17 protein-coding genes are annotated in these 18,349 nt (G+C 70.5%); 7 read left to right on the top strand and 10 right to left on the bottom strand.

Features of this window, described 5'->3' with window-relative positions:
* The first annotated feature begins 44 nt into the window (after positions 1 to 44).
* Positions 45 to 2,711, top strand: coding sequence for an MMPL family transporter (locus A3862_RS26235; RefSeq protein WP_043386381.1), 2,667 nt, complete (start codon positions 45 to 47; stop codon positions 2,709 to 2,711).
* Between the two features lie 48 nt (positions 2,712 to 2,759).
* On the opposite strand, the gene A3862_RS26230 is transcribed toward A3862_RS26235, so the two are convergent.
* The 6 genes from A3862_RS26230 to A3862_RS26205 all read right to left on the bottom strand — a co-directional run bounded on the left by A3862_RS26230 (position 2,760) and on the right by A3862_RS26205 (position 9,175).
* Complete coding sequence (locus A3862_RS26230) at positions 2,760 to 3,635, bottom strand: bifunctional helix-turn-helix transcriptional regulator/GNAT family N-acetyltransferase (RefSeq protein ID WP_043756081.1); 876 nt, start codon at positions 3,633 to 3,635, stop codon at positions 2,760 to 2,762.
* Between the two features lie 32 nt (positions 3,636 to 3,667).
* A complete protein-coding gene (gene hpnK / locus A3862_RS26225; protein WP_043756083.1) occupies positions 3,668 to 4,510 on the bottom strand; it encodes a hopanoid biosynthesis-associated protein HpnK in 843 nt (280 codons plus the stop codon).
* 121 nt (positions 4,511 to 4,631) lie between these two features.
* A complete protein-coding gene (gene hpnJ, locus A3862_RS26220) occupies positions 4,632 to 6,065 on the bottom strand; it encodes a hopanoid biosynthesis associated radical SAM protein HpnJ (protein ID WP_043386333.1) in 1,434 nt (477 codons plus the stop codon).
* 57 nt (positions 6,066 to 6,122) lie between these two features.
* A complete protein-coding gene (hpnI, locus tag A3862_RS26215; protein ID WP_043756085.1) occupies positions 6,123 to 7,331 on the bottom strand; it encodes a bacteriohopanetetrol glucosamine biosynthesis glycosyltransferase HpnI in 1,209 nt (402 codons plus the stop codon).
* A gap of 87 nt (positions 7,332 to 7,418) precedes the next feature.
* The gene (locus A3862_RS26210) at positions 7,419 to 8,072 is read right to left on the bottom strand and encodes an MlaC/ttg2D family ABC transporter substrate-binding protein (protein WP_043756087.1); all 654 of its coding nucleotides are present in this window, start codon (positions 8,070 to 8,072) and stop codon (positions 7,419 to 7,421) included.
* Positions 8,063 to 9,175, bottom strand: coding sequence for a flippase-like domain-containing protein (locus A3862_RS26205; RefSeq protein WP_043756089.1), 1,113 nt, complete (start codon positions 9,173 to 9,175; stop codon positions 8,063 to 8,065). Before A3862_RS26205 ends, A3862_RS26210 begins: the two co-directional genes overlap by 10 nt.
* 209 nt (positions 9,176 to 9,384) lie before the next feature.
* Between A3862_RS26205 and A3862_RS26200 the strand changes: the two genes are divergently transcribed.
* Positions 9,385 to 10,560, top strand: a complete 1,176-nt coding sequence (locus A3862_RS26200) for an amidinotransferase (protein WP_043350578.1) — start codon at positions 9,385 to 9,387, stop codon at positions 10,558 to 10,560.
* A gap of 188 nt (positions 10,561 to 10,748) precedes the next feature.
* Here the strand turns inward: A3862_RS26200 and A3862_RS26195 are convergent, their stop codons facing one another.
* Complete coding sequence (locus tag A3862_RS26195) at positions 10,749 to 11,759, bottom strand: alpha/beta fold hydrolase (RefSeq protein ID WP_043756091.1); 1,011 nt, start codon at positions 11,757 to 11,759, stop codon at positions 10,749 to 10,751.
* 173 nt (positions 11,760 to 11,932) lie between these two features.
* On the opposite strand from A3862_RS26195, the gene A3862_RS26190 reads away from it, so the two are divergent.
* Together A3862_RS26190 and kdsA are read left to right on the top strand one after the other, a co-directional pair.
* Positions 11,933 to 12,421, top strand: a complete 489-nt coding sequence (locus A3862_RS26190; protein WP_043756092.1) for a hypothetical protein — start codon at positions 11,933 to 11,935, stop codon at positions 12,419 to 12,421.
* A gap of 10 nt (positions 12,422 to 12,431) precedes the next feature.
* Positions 12,432 to 13,286, top strand: a complete 855-nt coding sequence (gene kdsA, locus A3862_RS26185; RefSeq protein WP_043756093.1) for a 3-deoxy-8-phosphooctulonate synthase — start codon at positions 12,432 to 12,434, stop codon at positions 13,284 to 13,286.
* A gap of 5 nt (positions 13,287 to 13,291) precedes the next feature.
* Here the strand turns inward: kdsA and A3862_RS26180 are convergent, their stop codons facing one another.
* Complete coding sequence (locus tag A3862_RS26180; RefSeq protein ID WP_043756094.1) at positions 13,292 to 13,966, bottom strand: class I SAM-dependent methyltransferase; 675 nt, start codon at positions 13,964 to 13,966, stop codon at positions 13,292 to 13,294.
* A gap of 333 nt (positions 13,967 to 14,299) precedes the next feature.
* Between A3862_RS26180 and A3862_RS26175 the strand changes: the two genes are divergently transcribed.
* Positions 14,300 to 14,638 (top strand): hypothetical protein, encoded by a 339-nt coding sequence (locus A3862_RS26175; protein ID WP_043756095.1) that lies wholly within the window; start codon positions 14,300 to 14,302, stop codon positions 14,636 to 14,638.
* A 64-nt stretch (positions 14,639 to 14,702) separates the two neighbouring features.
* Here A3862_RS26175 and queF read toward each other — a convergent pair whose 3' ends face one another.
* A complete protein-coding gene (gene queF, locus A3862_RS26170) occupies positions 14,703 to 15,155 on the bottom strand; it encodes a preQ(1) synthase (RefSeq protein WP_043386379.1) in 453 nt (150 codons plus the stop codon).
* 194 nt (positions 15,156 to 15,349) lie between these two features.
* Here queF and eno point away from each other — a divergent pair, with 194 nt between their 5' ends.
* Positions 15,350 to 16,639: a phosphopyruvate hydratase gene (eno, locus tag A3862_RS26165; protein ID WP_043356273.1), complete on the top strand. Its 1,290-nt coding sequence runs from the start codon at positions 15,350 to 15,352 to the stop codon at positions 16,637 to 16,639.
* Positions 16,636 to 17,040: a DUF3574 domain-containing protein gene (locus A3862_RS32245; protein WP_236962139.1), complete on the top strand. Its 405-nt coding sequence runs from the start codon at positions 16,636 to 16,638 to the stop codon at positions 17,038 to 17,040. Before eno ends, A3862_RS32245 begins: the two co-directional genes overlap by 4 nt.
* 56 nt (positions 17,041 to 17,096) lie before the next feature.
* On the opposite strand, the gene A3862_RS26155 is transcribed toward A3862_RS32245, so the two are convergent.
* Positions 17,097 to 18,299, bottom strand: coding sequence for an adenylate/guanylate cyclase domain-containing protein (locus A3862_RS26155; protein ID WP_043756096.1), 1,203 nt, complete (start codon positions 18,297 to 18,299; stop codon positions 17,097 to 17,099).
* Positions 18,300 to 18,349: the final 50 nt, after the last annotated feature.

Genomic DNA, 18,349 nt, shown 5'->3' with positions numbered 1-18,349 from the left:
CGGTCGCGCATGGGGCGCGTCCGATGCGAACAGGCAGGGTGCTCGTGATCGAAAGTCTCGTCGCGTTCTCGGTGCGGTATCGGTGGATCGTGATCGCCTTCACGGCGTTCGTCACGGTCGCGAGCCTCGGGGTCGCGGCGCACCTGTTCCGAATCAACACGGATGTCGAGCGGCTGATCGACCCGAAGGAGCCGTGGCGGCAGGACGAGATCAATTTCGAGAAGGCGTTCCCGCAGCGCAGCAACACGATCGTCGCGGTGATCAACGGCGAGACGCCCGAGGAGACCGAGGAGGCGGCCGCCAACCTCGCCAAGGCGCTGACCGCCCACAAGAACCTGATCGAGACGGTCTACCGGCCCGATGGCGGCCCGTTCTTCAACAAGAACGGCCTGCTGCTGATGTCGCAGGCGGACCTCGATAAGACCCTCGAAGCGCTGACCCAGCAGCAGGGCCTGCTCGGGCCGCTCGCCGCCGATCCGTCCCTGCGGGGCGTGATGCGGGTGCTGACGCTGGGCGCCCGCGGCGTGAAGACTGGCGACGCCAAGCTCGAGGATCTCGAGAAGCCCATGGGGCAGATCGACGACACGCTGCAGAAGGTGCTGGCCGGCAAGCCGGCGCGGATGTCGTGGCAGGAGCTGCTGTCGGGGGGCCAGACCAGCGTCACCGACAAGATGAAGTTCGTGGTGATCCAGCCGGTCCTCGACTTCAACGCCCTGGAGCCCGGCTACCAGGCGACCAAGCTGATCCGCAACGTCGCGAAGGATCTGGGGATCGACGGGCAGAACGGCCTGCGCATGCGCCTGACCGGCACGGTGGCGGTGGCGGACGAGGAGTTCGCGACGCTGTCGGAGGATGCGGGCCTCAACAACAGCATCATCGTCGGCGCGATCGTGCTGTTCCTGTGGCTGGCCCTGCGCTCGGGCAAGCTCGTCGGCGCGGTGATCATCACCACCTTCGCGGGTCTCGTGGTCACGGCCGCCCTGGGCCTCGTCATGGTGAAGGAGCTGAACCCGATCTCGGTGGCCTTCGCGGCCCTGTTCGTCGGGCTCGGCATCGATTTCGGCATCCAGTTCTCGGTGCGCTACCGGGCGGACCGCTACGAGCAGCCGACCCTGGAGAGCGCGATCCGCGCCGCCGCCCGCGGGGTCGGCTGGTCTCTGACGCTCGCCGCGGTGTCGCTGGTCGCGGGCTTCTTCGCCTTCCTGCCCACGGCCTTCCGGGGCGTGTCGGAGCTCGGCCTGATCGCCGGCGTCGGCATGGTGGTGGCCTTCCTGTTCTCCCTGACGCTGCTGCCCGCGCTGATCGCGGTGTTCAAGCCCGTGGGCGAGAAGGCGGCGGTGCAGACCAACTGGCTCGTCGGCGTCGATCCGTGGATCATCCAGCACCGCAAGCCGATCCTGATCGGCGTCGGCCTCGTGACCCTGGCCGGGGCGCCGCTGCTCTGGCACCTGCCGTTCGACTCGAACCCGATGCACCTGCGCAGCCCCAAGACGCAGTCCATCGCGACCTATCTGGACCTGATCAAAAATCCCGAGACCAGCCCGAACTTCATCGACGTGCTGGCGCCGAGCGTCGACGCAGTCCCGGCGCTGTCGAAGACGCTTCTGGCCCTTCCGGTCACCGCCTCGGTCAACAGCATCGACACGTTCGTCCCGCGCGACCAGGACAAGAAGCTGGCCCAGGTCGCCGATACGGCCCAGCTCCTCGACCCGGTGCTCAATCCCGGCCGTCGGCCGCCGCCGCCGACCGACGCCGACAACGTCAAGGCGCTCAAGGACGCCGCCGCGGCGCTCAACGGCCTCTCGACAGACGCCAAGGGCGACGCGAAGGGCGCCCAGGAGGCCAAGCGCCTCGCCGGCACCCTCGACAAGCTCGCCGCTGGCCCGGTGCAGATGCGCGAGGCGGCTTCGGTGGCGCTGACCAAGGACCTCGTGCCGCTGCTGGCGCGGCTGCGCGACCTGCTGCATCCCGAGAAGATCACGCTGGAGAACCTGCCGCCGCAGCTCAAGGCCGACTGGGTGGCGGCGGACGGGCGCGCGCGCATCGAGGTCCACCCCAAGGGTGATTCGAACGACGATACGGTGCTGCGCCGCTTCTCGGACGAGGTCCTGAAGGTCGCCCCGCACGCCACCGGTGCGCCCGTGGCCACGACGCAGTCGAGCTACACGATCCTGGGCGCCTTCGTGCAGGCGGCGGTGACGGCCTTCGTGCTGATCTTCGTCATCCTGTCGGTCGCCCTGCGGAAACCCTGGGACGTGGCGATGACCCTCGGCCCGCTGGTGATCGCGACCCTCTGGACGCTCATGGCGATGCGCATCGTCGGCATGCCGCTGAACTTCGCCAACATCATCGCCCTGCCGCTGATGCTCGCGGTCGGCGTGGCGTTCCACATCTACTACGTGATCGCGTGGCGGGCGGGCGTGACCGACATGCTCGCCTCCAGCCTGACCCGGGCGATCTTCTTCTCCGCGCTGACCACCGGCAGCGCCTTCGGATCGCTGGTCCTGTCGAGCCATCCGGGCACGGCGAGCATGGGCAAGCTGCTGGCGCTGTCGCTGTTCTTCACCCTGGTGGCGGCGTTCTTCGTCGTGCCGGCAACCCTCGGTGAGCCGCCGGCGCAGCCCGACGATGACCGTCCGGAAGCCGAGAAGGCGGCCGGCGCGGCCCTGCGCAAGACCGCCCCGCACCAGGATCCGGTGCCGGCCAAATAGGACGGGCCGAGTCGCGCCGGCCGGTCGTGGCCGGCGCTACGGAAGGCCTCAGAGGGCCTTCTCGAAGAAATGGTCCGGGTAGGGGTCGTCGTTGAACCGGTCGATCTCCACCCAGCCCGACCGCCGGTAGAGCGTCAGGGCCTCGGGGAGGGCACTGTTGGTGTCGAGCCGCAGCGTCCGGATCCCGAGGTCGCGGGCGGCCACCTCGGCCGCCTGCATCAGCCGCTTGGCAAGGCCCAGCCCGCGGGCCGCGGGATCGATCCAGAGCCGCTTGATCTCCGCGACCGCGCCGCCGTTCCCCTTGAGCCCGACGCATCCGACCGGCAGCCCGTCGCCGCTCGCGAGCAGGAACACGCCGCGTGGGCGCACCATGGCGGCGGCCTCGGGGTCGCACGACCGGGCGACGTCGAACCCGCCGGCGAATCGGCTGGCCAGCTCGGCGTAGTAGGCGTCGAGGCAGGCGCGGGACGCTGCGCCGGTCGGATCAGTCTCCGTGATGGCGATGGCGTCGTGGCCGAGGGCCAGGGCGACCCGGTCCATGGCGTGCAGGAGCGCGTCCACCTGCGGCGCGCGCTCCAGCAGGGCGACGGCGCGGGCATCCGACAGCGCCTCGTAGGCCGCGAACTCGCTCCGCCCGGCCTCGGTCAGCGACGCGATCCGGCGACGGGCATCCGCGGGATGCGGCGCCGTCGCGACCAGTCCCTCCTCCTCCAGGCCCCGCAGGAGACGGCTCATCAGGCCGGAATCGAGGCCGAGATAGGTGCGGATCGCGCCGACCTCCGTGCGCCCGGCCCCGATCGCGTTCAGGACGCGCGCGGCCCCCAGGGGACGGCCCCGGCCGAGGAACGAGGAATCGAGCGCCCCGACCTCGGCGGTGACGGCACGGGCGAACCGGCGGACACGGGCGATCTCGGCGGGCGTCATTTTATCTGACTAAAGTCAGATATCGGCGCGGGTCAAGTGAGGAAGTCGGAGAAGCCGCCGCGAACCGCGCCCGAGGCTTCGGCTGCCGCGCGGGAGGCGGGGGCGGTCAGCGCATCGCGCTCGTCGGCATAGCGGTAGCCCGGCGCCTCGCCCGGGAAGCCGCCGCCGGTGGCCGGATGGGTGTAGAGTTCGGTCAGGCCGTCGGGGAGCTGGGCCAGCAGCGCCGCGACGCGCGCCGGTGTCATGGCGCCGGACCAGGCCAGGCCGAGGGTGCGGTCGGGGATCAGCAGCCCGGCCTGACGGGCGCGCACGGCGAGCAGCGCCGCCCAGGGGGCGATGTCGAGGGCGGCCCGCGGCCGCGCTCCGGGCTCGGCGCGGCGCAGGATCTCCCGCGGCTCCCGGGGCACCCGCAGGGCGCGCATGCCGAAGTCGCGGCCGATGCGCAGCACCGCGCCCGCGATCAGCGGATGGACGTGGAAATGCTTGTGGGCGTTGACATGGTCGAGCGGCAGGCCGGTCGCCCGGTAGGCCTCGAATTGGGCGCGGATCTCGGCCGCGAGCTGCCGCCGGGCGGCGGGCTTGCGGGCGAAGTCGAGGCCGAGGCGCCCCATGTCGGCGCGCATCAGACCGGCCGCGTCGGTCAGGTCGGGCAGGTCCGCGGCGGGGAGGGTGGGCCACGCCTCGACGAGGACGAGGTGCAGCCCGACCCGCAGGGACGGCATCCGCCGGGCCCGCGCCACCGCGTCGGCGGCGGCCGGCGCCGAGACCATCAGGCTCGCCGCCGTGAGGATCCCGTCGCGATGGGCCTGCTCGACGGCCTCGTTGACCTCGGGGCTCAGCCCGAAATCGTCCGCGGTGACGACCAGACGCTTCACGCAAACCTCGTAACGGGTGTCGAGAGGGCGTGCCCTCTCGCGGGTCCAGGGCGGAGCCTTGGGTAGGGGGCGGGGCTCTGCCCCGCTCCCCGCCGGGGCCGAAGGGCCCCGGACCCCTGACTTACGCCGCCTTGGCGGTGCCCTGACGCTCCTTGAGGAAGCGGTAGAACTCGACGCCCTCGCGCAGGCGGCGCTTCATCATGTCGGGCGAGCGCACCATCTCGCTCACGATCGAGGCGATCTTCGGCGCCCGGAAGTAGAACTTCTTGTAGAACTCCTCGACCGAGGTGAAGATCTCGGTGTGCGAGAGGTGCGGGTAGTGCAGCGGCGCGACCTGCACGCCGTTCTCGTCGACGAGTTCGGCGTTCTCGATGTCGAGCCAGCCGTTCTCCACCGCCTGCTTGTACAGGAATGTGCCCGGGTAGGGCGCGGCCAGGGAGACCTGGATCGTGTGCGGGTTGATCCGCTTGGCGAAGGCGATCGTCTCCTGGATCGTCTCCTTGGTCTCGCCCGGCAGGCCGAGGATGAAGGTGCCGTGGATGGCGATGCCTAGGTCGTGGCAATCCTTGGTGAACTTCTCGGCGACCTCGACCCGCATGCCCTTCTTGATGTTGTGCAGGATGGTCTGGTTGCCGGACTCGTAGCCGACCAGCAGCAGGCGCAGGCCGTTCTCCTTGAGCACCTTCAGGGTCTCGCGCGGCACGTTCGCCTTGGCGTTGCACGACCACGTGACGCCGAGCTTGCCGAGCTCGCGGGCGATCTCCTCGGCGCGCGGGAGGTTGTCGGTGAAGGTGTCGTCGTCGAAGAAGAACTCCTTGGTCTGCGGGAACTCCTTCAGGCAGTACTTGATCTCTTCGATCACGTGGGCGACCGAGCGGGTGCGGTAGGTGTGGCCGCCGACCGTCTGCGGCCAGAGGCAGAAGGTGCAGCGGCTCTTGCAGCCCCGGCCGGAGTAGAACGAGATGTAGGGGTGCTTCAGGTAGCCGATGAAGTACTTCTCCATCTCCAGGTCGCGCTTGTAGACGCTGGTGACGAAGGGCAGCTGGTCCATGTCGGTCATGATCTCGCGGTCCTCGTTATGGACCACGACACCGTTGGCGTCGCGATAGGACAGGCCCTTGATCTCCGACATCGGGACGCCCTCGGCGACTTCCTTGACGGTGAAGTCGAACTCGTTGCGGGCGCAGAAATCGACCACCGGGGCCTGGGCCATGGCGCCGGCGGCGTCGACCGCGACCTTGGCGCCGATCAGGCCGGCGATCAGCTTCGGGTTGGCGGCCTTCAGCGCCTCGATCGTCTTCACGTCGGACTTGAACGACGGCACCGAGGTGTGGAGCACGACGAGGTCGAAATCGTTGGCCTGGGCCACGATCTCGGGAAGCTTGATGTTGTGCGGCGGCGCGTCGATCAGCTTCGAGTTCGGCACCAGGGCGGCCGGCTGGGCCAGCCACGTCGGGTACCAGAACGACTTGATCTCGCGCTTGGCTTGATAGCGGGAGCCGGCACCGCCGTCGAAACCGTCGAAGGTGGGGGCCTGGAGGAAGAGCGTGCGCATGGGGTTCAAGGCCTCAGGGCAATGCCGGGGGGAGGGGGAAGGAAGCGAAAGCCGGGATCAGCGGGTGGGCGCGCCGGCATCGCGGCCGAGTTCGGCGTCCGGGATCAGGGTGCCATCCGCAACCACGTGATAATCGTGACCTTTCCATGTCACCGCCCCCGACACGAAGGCCCAGGAGAAGTTCAGGAAGGAGAGGATGTCGCGGATCGGCAACAGTCCGTAGGGGTGCGGAGCCAAGCCGAAGGCACGCTCCAGTTGCCGACAGAGCAGGATCCGACTCGCCAGCGCCGCAGCGGCGACCCAGAGCGCGCCGGTGCCGGCGCCGGGCAGGAGGGCGCCCAGCAGGGCGAGGGGGAAGGCGTGGGTGACGATCGAGCCGGCATAGCCGGCCGGATCGACGGTGCGGATGGTGCGGTTCCAGCGCAGCTCGTGCCGCCACAGGCCGGCGAGGTCGGTGTCGACGCTGGTATGGCCGATGGTGAAGCTGGGGATCGCCACACGGCCCCCGAGGCCGCGCAGGGCGGCGCCGATGGCGTAATCGTCCGCGAGATCGTTGCGGAAGGTGCGGAAGCCCCCCACCGCCTCGAGGCTCGCCCGGGTGAAGGCCACGGTGGAGCCGAAGCAGGGCTTCGCCAATCCGAGGCTCAGGCCCATCACCACGTTGGGCAGGAACTGCGTGTCGATCGCGAGCGTCGAGAGCTGGTCGTAGAGGCCGCGATAAGCGGGCACGCCGTGATACAGGCAGGTGACGCCGGTGACGCCGTCCTGCGACAGCTCCGCCACGAGGCGCTCCAGATAGTCGGGGCCGACCACCATGTCGCTGTCGGCCAACACCACCACGTCGTGGGCGATGGCCTCGGCCATGTTGATCAGGTTCGAGACCTTCCGGTTCGAGCCGTGCTGGCGGCTGTCGATCACGAGGTCGATGCGGGCATCGGGATAGGCCTGCTGCAGCCGCTCCACCACGCCGATCGCCGGATCGGTGGTCCTCTGGACGCCGAACAGGATCTGGACCGGCCCGGCATAGTCCTGGCGCAGCACGGTCTCGAGATTCGCGTAGAGGTTCGGCTCGAGACCGCAGAGCGGCTTGAGGACGGTCACGGAAGGCCGGGCCGCGCCGCCGGCAAGCACCGGGGGGCGGCGTGCCGCGTAGCGGCCGGCGCAGACGGCGGCGGCCAAGCCGTAGACGCAGCCCGCCGCCGCCAGGATCAGGCAGAGCAGCGAAAGCCACGAGAGGCCGAGCAGCGCCAGCGAAGAGACATCCATCCGGTCGGATCCGTGCGGTCGTCCGGCCGCCTCAGGCGGCGAAGGCCGCGAACGGCCGGTTCAGGTCGGCACTGGCAGAGACGACGCTCACGGCGTCGGCTTCGCGGCGAGCATGCCGTCGGCCCGCGCCCGAAGGAACTTCACGACGCCGTCGGCCCCCCCGGATTTCAGCGGCGCCGACAGGGCGTTGCGCTGCGCGGCGATCTCGCTGACATCGCCGTTGAGCAGCACGTCCTGGATGCGGTTGTCGGCGTTGACCACGAAGTCCACGGCGGAATCGTCGCCATCCGCCGCGGTGACGCGGGTCGGCACCACGCGCTGGGCGCCGCGCTCCTCGATCTTCGGGGTCACCTCGAACTTGCCGCCGGCGGCGCGGGCCAGCCGGTTGGCGTAGGTGACGGTCAGGCTGCGCTTGAAGGCGTCGATCACCGCCGCCTGCTGCTCCGGCGTGAAGCTCGACCATTTCGAGCCCACGGCGATGCGGGTCATGGCGGGAAAATCGAACGCCTTCTCGATCGCCGGCCCGACGGCCTCGACCCGCGCCGACAGGGGGCTCGGGCCATCCTTCAGCGCCGCCGCGAAGGCGGCGTAGAGGTCGCGCACGGTCTGAACGGCGGCCTCGTCGGCAGCCCAGGCGGGACCCGCGGCGAGCAGGGGCAGGGCCAAGGGAACGGTGATCGAGGGAACGGTGCTCAAGGGAGCGGCGACGAGGGCGGCCGCGAGCCGGCGGGTCAGGCGCACTTCTTCAACTCCTCGCCGTCACCGAGCCGCGATCCCATGCGCGGCGGGGCGTAGCTGTAGAACGGCCCCAGCGTCGCGGGCGGCGCGATCCTCTTGGCCTTGCGTCCGGCCTCCGGAACCGGCTCGCGCTCCTCCTCCTCGGGCGCCTCGGACCGGAGCTTGGACTCGATCCGGTGCCAGAGCAGGAGGCTCGGGAGCCCGACGCCGAGATCGGCGAAGCGCTTGACCAGGGAGAGGGCGAGCGCCGCCTCGGCCGGGATATCGAACAGGCCGCACAGGGCGATCAGGCCGCCCTCCTGCGCGCCGAGGGCACCGGGCACCGCGAAGGCCGCGCCGCGCACCGCCTGGGCGAGGCTCTCGATCATCAGCGCCTGCGCGAAATCGATGGGATAGCCCATGAAGCGCAGGCAGACGTAGACCTCCAGCGTTCCGATCACCCAGCCGGCGAGGTGCACCGCCAGAGCCAGCGCGAAACGCCCGTGGTTGCCGTAGAGCCGGCGCAGGCTGTCGTACAGCTGGTCGATCGCGCCGAAGGCGCGCCATTCGCGCCCCGAGGCGAAGCGGCTGAGCAGCCCCTGGATCAGGCGGTGCCCGGCCCGCCGCTGGATCAGGTAGAAGGCGCCGAGGGCCGGGACCGCCAGGGCCAGGCCGCCCTCGACCGTGTGGGCGATCGGGCCGTCGCCGGAGATCAGGACCAGCAGGGCGAGGCCGATCACGGTGAACAGGAGCTGCGTCAGCGCCTGGGTCATCAGATCGACGAACATGCTGGCGCCCGCGAGCGCGCCGGGGACGTTGCGCTTCGACAGGAGGCGCGCGCCGACGAAGTCGCCGCCGACGGTGGCAACGGGCAGAAGCGTGTTGATGCCCTCACGGACGAAGCGGAGGGACACGCAGTCGGCGAGCTTGGCCGCGGCCCGCGGAAAGACCACGTACCAGCCGAGCCCCGCCCAGGCGACGGCCACGATGCGGGCGAGCACCACCAGGGCGGCGCCCCAGCCGGCGCTCACGACGGCGGCCGACACATCCTCCAGTCCGGAGGACATGAACAGGCCGACGACCGTGCACAGACCGGCGATCGAGGCCAGGGTCGTGAGGCGCTTCATTGTCGTCTTTCAAGCTCGCAAAAGGCTTGATGCGGGAAATCGGTCACGGTCGCGGCAGAAATAGGTCCGTCGGCCCGGGAACGTTTCTGTCACGTTGCAGCACGGATTAGCGGTGTCTATCACCCGTTTGACACACCGGGTGCCAAAGCGGCGCGGGGCTTGAGCGCCTACGCAGAAGGCCGCGGCACGTCGCAGAAGGGGCACACGTCATGGAGCGCGAATCACCGATCACGGCCCTCGAGGCCGTGACCGACGAAACGCATGCCGGCGGCCTTACGGGCAGAATGGAACCGGGTGTCCCGGCCCCCCAGTCCCCGGTTATGGCCTGGAACGAGTGGGATCCGCTGGAGGAGGTGATCGTCGGCTCCCTCGACGGCGCCACGATCCCGACCCATCACCTCACGGTGATCTTCAACCTGCCGCGCGCCGCGCAGCCGTTCTACCGGCTGGCCAGCGGGTGGAAGTATCCGAAGTTCATGAAGAAGCTCGCCCAGGCCGAGCTCGACAACTTCATCACTATCCTGGCCGGCGAGGGCGTGAAGGTCCGCCGCCCGGACGCAGTGGACTTCTCCAAGAAGTTCAAGGCCCCGCGCTGGTCCTCCCGGGGCTTCTGCGTGGCCTGCCCGCGCGACCCGTATCTCGTCATCGGCGACGAGATCATCGAGAGCCCGATGTGCTGGCGCTCGCGCTACTTCGAGGGCGACGCCTACCGGTCGCTGTTCAAGGAATACTTCCGCGCCGGCGCCCGCTGGACTTCAGCCCCGCGGCCGCAGCTCACGGACGACCTCTACAATTACGATTACCGGGTGCCGAACCTGAAGGCCGGCGAGCCCATGCAGTTCACGGTGAACGAGTTCGAACCGGTCTTCGACGCCGCCGACTTCGTGCGCTGCGGCCGCGACCTGTTCGTCACCCGCTCCAACGTGACAAACCTGATGGGCATCGAGTGGCTGCGCCGCCACCTCGGCCCGGGCTTCCGCATCCACGAGATCGAGAGCCGCTGCCCGCAGCCGATGCACATCGACTCGTCGTTCATGCCTCTGGCCCCCGGCAAGGTGCTGGTGAACCCAGACTACGTCGACGTCGAGAAGCTGCCGGCCGTGCTCAAGAAGTGGGACGTGCTGATCGCCCCGCGCCCCGACCCGGTCGAGGGCTTCATGAGCAAGATCTCGATGTGCTCGCCCTGGACCTCGATCAACGTGCTCGCGATCACCGAGAAGAAGATCGTCGTCGACCAGAGCCAGCCGACGCTGATCAAGGCTCTGAAGGATTGGGGCTTTGACCCGATCCCGGCGCCGTTCCTCAGCTACGGCCCGTTCGGCGGCTCGTTCCACTGCGCGACCCTCGACGTCCGCCGCCGCGGCGTGCTGAAGTCATACTTCTAGGACCGGTCCACGCCGACGACCGTCATCGCCGGTCGTCGGCGATCGCCGGACGTCCGAACCACGCCCCGCATCCTGAGGTGGCGGGCGATCAACGATCGCTCGGCACCCCAGGATGCGATCGAGGACGGGATTGGCCGGTCGAGCACGCCGTCAGATGCATCCGCGCCGGCACACGGACGACCGGACTTTCACGGCGCGGACATCCCCTTGATCAGCGCCGCATTAAATCCCTCGGGGTCGGACATCTGCGGCGCGTGGCCCAGGGCCGGGAACTCCACGAGCCTGGCCCCCGGGATCGCCTGGGCGGCCGCCTTGCCGAGCTCCGGGTAGTTCCCGAGCCGGCCCCGCACCTCCGGCGGGGCGAGGTCCTTGCCGATCGCCGTGTTGTCCTTCTGGCCGATCATCAGCAGGGTCGGCACCGCGATCTGCGGGAACCGGTAGACCACCGGCTCGGTGACGATCATGTCGTAGAGGAGCGCCGAGTCCCAGGCGACCGCCTCCTTGCCGGGGCCGCCGTTGAGACCCGCCAGCATCGTCACCCACGGCTCGTAGCGGGGCTCCCACAGGCCGGCATAGTAGGTCGCCGTCTCGTAGGCCCGGATCGAATCCGCCGTCACCTTCAGTTCGCGCTCGTACCAGTGCTCCACCGAGGTCGGCGGTACGCCCTTGGCGGCCCAGTCCTCCAGGCCGATCGGGTTGACCAGCACGAGCTGCTCCACCGCCTTGGGGTAGAGCAGGGCGTAATGGGCGGCCAGCATGCCGCCCGTGGAATGGCCGACCAGGACCGGACGCTCGATCCCGAGCTTGGCCAGGAGGGCGTGGGTGTTCTCGGCGAGCTGCCGGAAGGTGAACTGGTAGGCCGCCGGCTTGCTCGACTTGCAGAAGCCGATCTGGTCCGGCGCGATCACCCGGTACCCGGCGGCGCTGAGCACGCGAATCTGGCTCTCCCAGGTGGCGGCGCAGAAGTTCTTGCCGTGCAGCAGCACGGCGGTGCGGCCGTTCGGCGTCGCCGGTCGGACGTCGAGATAGGCCATCTGCAGCGGCTGGCGCTGCGAGGTGAACAGGAACCGCTCCACCGGGAACGGGTAGGCGAAGCCCTCGAGCTCCGGCCCGTAGGTCGGCTGCGGTTGCGGCTCCGCGGAGACGCCGCCGGGCAGCGCCAGGGCCAGGAGGGCGGAGGCGAGGACGGTTCGAAGCATGGCCGCGACGGAGCCTGATCTGCGAGCGGCGTGCGGCGCCGCGCCGCCCGCTCAGATCGGGCATCCGGGATGCCCTGTCCATGCGCAGTCGGCATTTGTCGCGCCGCGGCTACGCGGCTCGGGCAACCCGCGCTATCTGGTGCAAGCCGATCTGTCCTGCCGCGGATTTCCCCATGCTGCGCCTCTCCGCTCTGACTGTCCTCGTCGGCGTGTTCAGTCTCGGATCCGCACCAGCCCGCGCCGCCGACGCCTGCGACACGCTCGCCGCGACGGTGATCCGCGCGACCGGAGCCTCTCTGGCCGGTCGGACGGGCCCCGTCGCGGTATTCCGGGCGCAGGATGCCGAGCGGATGAGCCTCGATTGCCGCGCCCCCGCCAGGCTCACCGTGGCGTCCCTCGATCGCGAGCCGCCCCCGGGCTACTTCATCCTGATCGGCCGCGCGGCGCGGGCGCTGGCCGGGGCTGACGCCGCCTCGGCCGAGGTTCTGGCGCTCAACCTCCACCAGGCCAGCCTTCTGGCGCAGGCCCCGCGCCGGGGCGGCATCGGCCCGATCCTGATGCTGTGCGAGACCGGGCCCCGGACCGATGGCCTGCGGGACGACCTCACCGTCTGCCGGATGGCCCACAGGCCCGGGCTTTCGCGGATCCGCCGCGCGGGCTAGACCGGCCCGCATGTCGCAGATCGAGACACCCGGCCCCGTCGTCCAAGTCGGCGGCGTGCGCTTCGCCAACCACCTGCCGCTGACGCTGATCGCCGGCCCATGCCAGCTCGAAGGGCGCCAGCACGCCCTGGAGATCGCCGCCGCCCTCAAGGAGATGGCCGCGGGCCTCGGCGTCGGTCTCGTGTTCAAGACCTCCTTCGACAAGGCCAACCGCACCTCCGGCAGCGCCGCCCGGGGCATCGGCCTCGACGGGGCGCTCCCGGTCTTCGCCGAGATCCGCGAAACCCTCGGGCTGCCGGTGCTGACCGACGTGCACGCCGCCGAGCAATGCGCCCCCGCCGCCGAGGCGGTGGACGTGCTCCAGATCCCCGCCTTCCTGTGCCGCCAGACCGATCTGCTGCTGGCCGCGGCCGCGACCGGCCGGGCGGTCAACATCAAGAAGGGTCAGTTCCTGGCGCCCTGGGACATGAAGCACGTCGCCGCCAAGGTGACGGAGGCCGGCAATCCCAACGTCATCGTCACCGAGCGCGGCGCCTCCTTCGGCTACAACACCCTGGTCTCGGACATGCGCAGCCTGCCGATCATGGCGCAGGTCACGCAGGGCGCGCCGGTGGTGTTCGACGCCACCCACTCGGTGCAGCAGCCCGGCGGCCAGGGGGCGAGTTCCGGCGGCCAGCGGGAATTCGTCGCCGTCCTCGCCCGCGCCGCCGTGGCGGTGGGCGTGGCGGGCGTGTTCATCGAGACGCACCCCGACCCGGACCGGGCCCCCTCGGACGGCCCCAACATGGTGGCGCTGAAGGACCTGCCGGCGCTGCTCGAGGAACTCCTCGCCTTCGACCGCCTCGCCAAGCGCCGGACCGCCTGAGCGGCTCAGGCGGCCTCCGGCTCCAGCACGTGGATCCGCAGGGGCTGGACGAGGCCGAACCGCCCGTCCGCCTCGCGCGCGGCCGCCTTGTGGAAAGCCTCCGCGATCACGGGGCGCCGGTCCCGAATGGTCGCCGCGCGGGCCGGGTCCACGGCGCTGACGCGGGCGAGGAAGGCGTCGAGGGAGTCGAAGTGCTCCCGCCGCTCGACGGTCACGTCGCGGCGGCACGCGTAGGCGCGGCGGGCCAGGGCGTCGGCGATGGCCGCCTGGGCCGCGGCCCGGACCGCCGTCTCGTCCTCGATCGGCCGCAGGGCGTCGAAGAAGCTGCCCTCCGCCAGGGGCTCCACCACGACGAGCCGGCCGCCCGGGACCAGCACGCGCGCCGCCTCGGCGAGGGCGGCCGCCGGGTCCGGCACGTGGTGCAGGGCGTTCAGCATCACGGCGCCGTCGAAACCGGCATCGGGGAAGGGCAGGGCCTCGCCGGTCGCGGATTCGAAGCGCGCCTCCGACACGGTCTCCCGCGCCCGGGCGAGCGCCGCCCCACCGGGGTCGATGCCGGTGACCGCCGCGCCGGCGTCAACCAGCCGGCGCGCGAGCGCCCCGGGCCCGCAGCCGATGTCGAGGATCCGCTTGCCGGGCAGGGGCGCGAAGCTGTCGCGAATTAGGGTCCAGGCATCCATCGTCGGTCCTCCGGACGGAGCCGTAGCACGACCGCCCCGGAGGAGGGCGGATTTCCGCCGCCGGGCCCGGCCGATCGCCAATGCGCCGCCCTCGAGCCCCGGCCGTCGCCGGCCGCGGCCGCGGCCGCGCCAGGCTCTTCGCAAGAGTTCGGGCGTGCTCCACAGGCGAACGCTCAAGCTTGACCGCAATCACGGCGGCGCGAGCGCCGATGAACAACGGTTCAGGATCCAGACTGTGTGCGCATACGCACCAAAACTCCGGGCGAGATCTGGAACGGTATCGGGGCGACAACGTTATCGGGCATGTTCGATCGAGGATCGAGAAGGAACACTATGCGCAAGATCGGTATCATCGCCACCGCCGCCGCCATGGCCATTGGCAGCGTCGCCGCTACGACGGGCGCCGAGGCGCGTCCGTGGGGCTACCACGGTGGTTACGGCGGCTACGGCCACGGCTACTACCGCGGCCGCCGCGGCATCGGCACCGGTGCCGCCATCGGCCTCGGCATCGCCGGCCTCGCCGCCGGTGCGATCGCCGCCGGCGCGGCCCGCGACAGCTACTACGGCGGTGGCTACGGCTACGCCCCGTCCTACGGCTACGGCTACGCCCCGGTCTACGGCGGCTACGGCTACGCGGCTCCAGGCTACGGCTATTACGGCTATGGCTACTGAGATCTGAGATCCGGATGGATCGGGGGCGACCGGCGCGAGCCGGTCGCCCTTTTCGTTTGGCCGGTCAGCGTCCGCGGTAGGGCGGCACGCCCGGATCCGGCAGCCACGCGTTCTTCGGCAGCTCGCCCGTCTGCCAGAACACGTCGATCGGGATGCCGCCGCGGGGATACCAGAAGCCGCCGATGCGCAGGTAGCGCGGCTCCAGAAGGTCGCGCAGCCGCTTGCCGATCGCCACGGTGCAATCCTCGTGGAACGCGCCGTGGTTGCGGAATGAGCCGAGGTAGAGCTTCAGCGACTTCGACTCCACGAGCCAGTCGCCGGGCACGTAGTCGATCACCAGGATCGCGAAATCCGGCTGCCCGGTGACCGGGCAGATCGAGGTGAATTCGGGCGCGGTGAACCGGGCGACGTAGTCGGTGTCCGCGTGCGGGTTCGGGACCCGGTCGAGTCGCGCCTCCTCGGGGGAGGTGGGGAAGGGCGTCGGCTGGCCGAGCTGGAGGTCGTTGGCGGAGGTCATGGCGGGCATATAAAGCCTGTCGGCGCCGCGCGCATCTGTCTGATCCGCGACGCTTTCCCGGGTGGACCGGGCTGTGCGCCGCCCGTCCCGACGCTTGCCGCCGGCCGCCGCTTGACGGATAAGCCGCCGCGATGCGCCGCACCCTCTGATTTGGGCGCGGCCACCGACCCGCGGCCCCCGCGAGAGGACGTTCCATGACCGCGATCACCAATATCAGCGCCCGCGAGATTCTCGACAGCCGCGGCAACCCCACGGTCGAAGTCGACGTCATCCTGGAGGACGGCTCCTTCGGCCGCGCCGCGGTGCCGTCGGGCGCCTCCACCGGCGCCCACGAGGCCGTGGAGCTGCGCGACGGCGACAAGAATCGGTTCCTCGGCAAGGGCGTCCTCAAGGCGGTCGAGGCGGCCCAGACCGAGATCCTCGACGCGATCGGCGGCATGGAGGCCGAGGATCAGGTCGCGGTCGACGAGGCGATGATCGAGCTCGACGGCACGCCCAACAAGGCGCGGCTCGGCGCCAACGCGATCCTGGGCGTCTCGCTGGCGGTGGCGAAGGCCGCGGCCGAGGCGTCCGGCCTGCCGCTCTACCGCTACGTCGGCGGCGTGCAGGGCCGGGTGCTGCCGGTGCCGATGATGAACATCATCAACGGCGGGGCGCATGCCGACAACCCGATCGACTTCCAGGAATTCATGATCATGCCGGTGGGCGCCGATTCGCTCGCCGAGGCCGTGCGCATGGGCTCCGAGGTGTTCCACACCCTCAAGGGCAAGCTGAAGAAGGCCGGTCACAACACCAATGTCGGCGACGAAGGCGGCTTCGCTCCGAACCTGCCGTCCGCCGAGGCCGCTCTCGACTTCGTGATGGAGGCGATCAGCGCCGCCGGCTTCAAGCCCGGCCAGGACATGGCCCTGGCGCTCGACTGCGCCGCCACCGAGTTCTTCAAGGACGGCGCCTACGCCTACGAGGGCGAGGGGAAGACCCGCACCATCGAGGCGCAGGTCGATTACCTCGCGCAGCTCGTCGCCACCTATCCGATCGTCTCCATCGAGGACGGCATGTCGGAGGACGACTGGGCCGGCTGGAAGCTCCTGACCGACAAGATCGGCGCGCAGTGCCAGCTCGTGGGCGACGACCTGTTCGTCACCAACGTCGAGCGCCTGTCCCGCGGCATCGCGGAGGGCACGGCCAACTCGATCCTGATCAAGGTCAACCAGATCGGCTCGCTCACCGAGACCCTGGCGGCGGTCGATATGGCCCAGCGCGCCGGCTACACCGCGGTGATGTCGCACCGTTCCGGCGAGACCGAGGATTCGACCATCGCCGACCTCGCGGTCGCCACCAATTGCGGGCAGATCAAGACCGGCTCGCTCGCCCGCTCGGACAGACTGGCCAAGTACAACCAGCTGATCCGCATCGAGGAAGGCCTGGGCCCGCAGGCGCTCTATGCCGGCCCGGCGGCGCTCAAGCAGCTCGCCCGGCGCTGATCCGGCGGATCCTGCTGACCGGCCTGCTCACCCTCGGAGCGGCCGGCCCAGCCTGTGCCGACCCGCTCTGCGACGGCGCACGTCCGACGCTCAGCGCGCAACTGCTGTTCGGCCTGTCGCGGCCGGATGGCGGCCTCATCCCGCAGCGGGCCTTCGACCGGTTTCTGGCCGAGCGGATCACCCCCCGCTTCCCGGACGGGCTGACGGTGTTCTCCGGTCGGGGCCAGTGGCGCGGGCCGGACGGACGGCGCGTGCATGAGGCTGCCCGCATCGTCCTCATCGTCACCGGGGCGACGCCCGAGGCGGTCGCGGCCCTGCGCAGCATCAAGGAAGAGTACCGGGAGCACTTCGCCCAGGGCGCCGTCGGGCTGGTGCTGCAGCGGAGCTGTGCGCTGTTCTGAGGGCGGCGGCAGGACGGGGGGAGGCCGGTCTTCCGGGCCCCGCAGCCTGCGCCGCCTCAGGCCGACGCGGCATCGGACGGCTCCGCCGGCACGGTCCAGACCCGCATCGGCCGCGACAGGCCCCGCAACTCGATCGTCCCGACAGGCTCCAGCCGCCGGGCGCACCGCTCGGCGAAGGAATCCGAGACCAGGAGCGCATGGCCGAGGGCCGCGCACTGGCTCTCGATCCGGCTGGCCTCGTTGACCGCCCGCCCGATGATCGTGAAGTCGAGGCGCCGCTCGGTCCCGACATTGCCGTAGATGACCGTCCCGAAATGCACGACGCACTCGGCCGGCAGCTCCGGCAGACCCGCGGCGCGACGGCGGTCGTTGAGCGCCGCGTTGGCGGCGAGCCCCTCGGTCGCGGCATCCAGGGCGCCGCCGCAGACCGGGCAGGGGAGGGTGTCGGCGTCCGGCACCGGGAAGATGGCCAGGAACCCGTCACCCAGGAATTTCAGGATCTCGCCGCCGTGCCGCGCCACCGGGTCGCCCAGCGCGTCGAAATGCTCGTTGAGCCACGTGACCATGTCGGCCGGATCGACCCGGTCGGCCAGCGCCGTGAAGCCGCGCAGGTCCGTCAGCAGGATGGCGGCCGGAATGGCCCGCCCCTCGCCCCGCCGGATCTGGCCGTCGAGCACCCGTTCGGCGGTGGAACGGCCGAGATAGGTCGCCGACACCTCGCGGAACGTGTGGGCCAAGCTCATCTTGGCGATCGCCAGCGTCAGGAACGGCAGGACGTCGGCGATGGCCGACAGGTGCGCCTCGGTGAAGCCGCCGGCGCCGCGGGTGCAGAACGACACCGCGATGCCGCGCAGCGCAGTGCCGGGCGCAAACTCGACGATGTGCAGCACGTAATCGACGCCGCCCTGTGCCCCGAGGGCCTTCAGGACCGGAAAGTCCGTCTCCAGCTCGGGCGCGTCGAGGCGCCAGCGGCCGAAGGTCTCGCCCTTCTCCACCAGCGCGTAGACGGGGCTCAGGAGCCAGTCGCTCTCCTCGTCGGCACCGTGGGCGTTGGCCACGAAGGACAGCCCCTCGCCCGCATGCCAGTTCAGGCTGACGCCGCGCAGGGTCGGATCGAGGGCCGGGGCCATGACGCTGACCCGCCAGACGGGGATGCCCGCACCGACCAGCGCCTCGCAGAAACCGGAGAGCAGGCTGTCGTGGTCGTCGGTCGCCGTTGCGTGCGCGGCGACCCAGCGTCCCAGATGCGTCAGGTCCATCCCTCAGCCTCGCCCCTGTCCGTGCCGATCGCGCCCCGACCCTGTCGCGG

The organism is Methylobacterium sp. XJLW (assembly GCF_003254375.1).
In the GTDB taxonomy this organism is placed as follows: domain Bacteria; phylum Pseudomonadota; class Alphaproteobacteria; order Rhizobiales; family Beijerinckiaceae; genus Methylobacterium; species Methylobacterium fujisawaense.
This window is presented reverse-complemented; position numbering and strand designations above follow the sequence as displayed.

Bases quoted from the DNA above. Each gene is read 5' to 3' on its own strand.
- A3862_RS26195 (WP_043756091.1), bottom strand. From the start codon at position 11,759: ATGCTTCGAACCGTCCTCGCCTCCGCCCTCCTGGCCCTGGCGCTGCCC.
- eno (WP_043356273.1), top strand. From the start codon at position 15,350: ATGACCGCGATCACCAATATCAGCGCCCGCGAGATTCTCGACAGCCGC.
- hpnI (WP_043756085.1), bottom strand. From the start codon at position 7,331: ATGGATGTCTCTTCGCTGGCGCTGCTCGGCCTCTCGTGGCTTTCGCTG.
- A3862_RS26155 (WP_043756096.1), bottom strand. From the start codon at position 18,299: ATGGACCTGACGCATCTGGGACGCTGGGTCGCCGCGCACGCAACGGCG.
- queF (WP_043386379.1), bottom strand. From the start codon at position 15,155: ATGACCTCCGCCAACGACCTCCAGCTCGGCCAGCCGACGCCCTTCCCC.
- A3862_RS26230 (WP_043756081.1), bottom strand. From the start codon at position 3,635: ATGACGCCCGCCGAGATCGCCCGTGTCCGCCGGTTCGCCCGTGCCGTC.
- A3862_RS26205 (WP_043756089.1), bottom strand. From the start codon at position 9,175: ATGAAGCGCCTCACGACCCTGGCCTCGATCGCCGGTCTGTGCACGGTC.
- A3862_RS26180 (WP_043756094.1), bottom strand. From the start codon at position 13,966: ATGGATGCCTGGACCCTAATTCGCGACAGCTTCGCGCCCCTGCCCGGC.
- hpnJ (WP_043386333.1), bottom strand. From the start codon at position 6,065: ATGCGCACGCTCTTCCTCCAGGCCCCCACCTTCGACGGTTTCGACGGC.
- A3862_RS26175 (WP_043756095.1), top strand. From the start codon at position 14,300: ATGCGCAAGATCGGTATCATCGCCACCGCCGCCGCCATGGCCATTGGC.
- kdsA (WP_043756093.1), top strand. From the start codon at position 12,432: ATGTCGCAGATCGAGACACCCGGCCCCGTCGTCCAAGTCGGCGGCGTG.
- A3862_RS26200 (WP_043350578.1), top strand. From the start codon at position 9,385: ATGGAGCGCGAATCACCGATCACGGCCCTCGAGGCCGTGACCGACGAA.
- A3862_RS26190 (WP_043756092.1), top strand. From the start codon at position 11,933: ATGCTGCGCCTCTCCGCTCTGACTGTCCTCGTCGGCGTGTTCAGTCTC.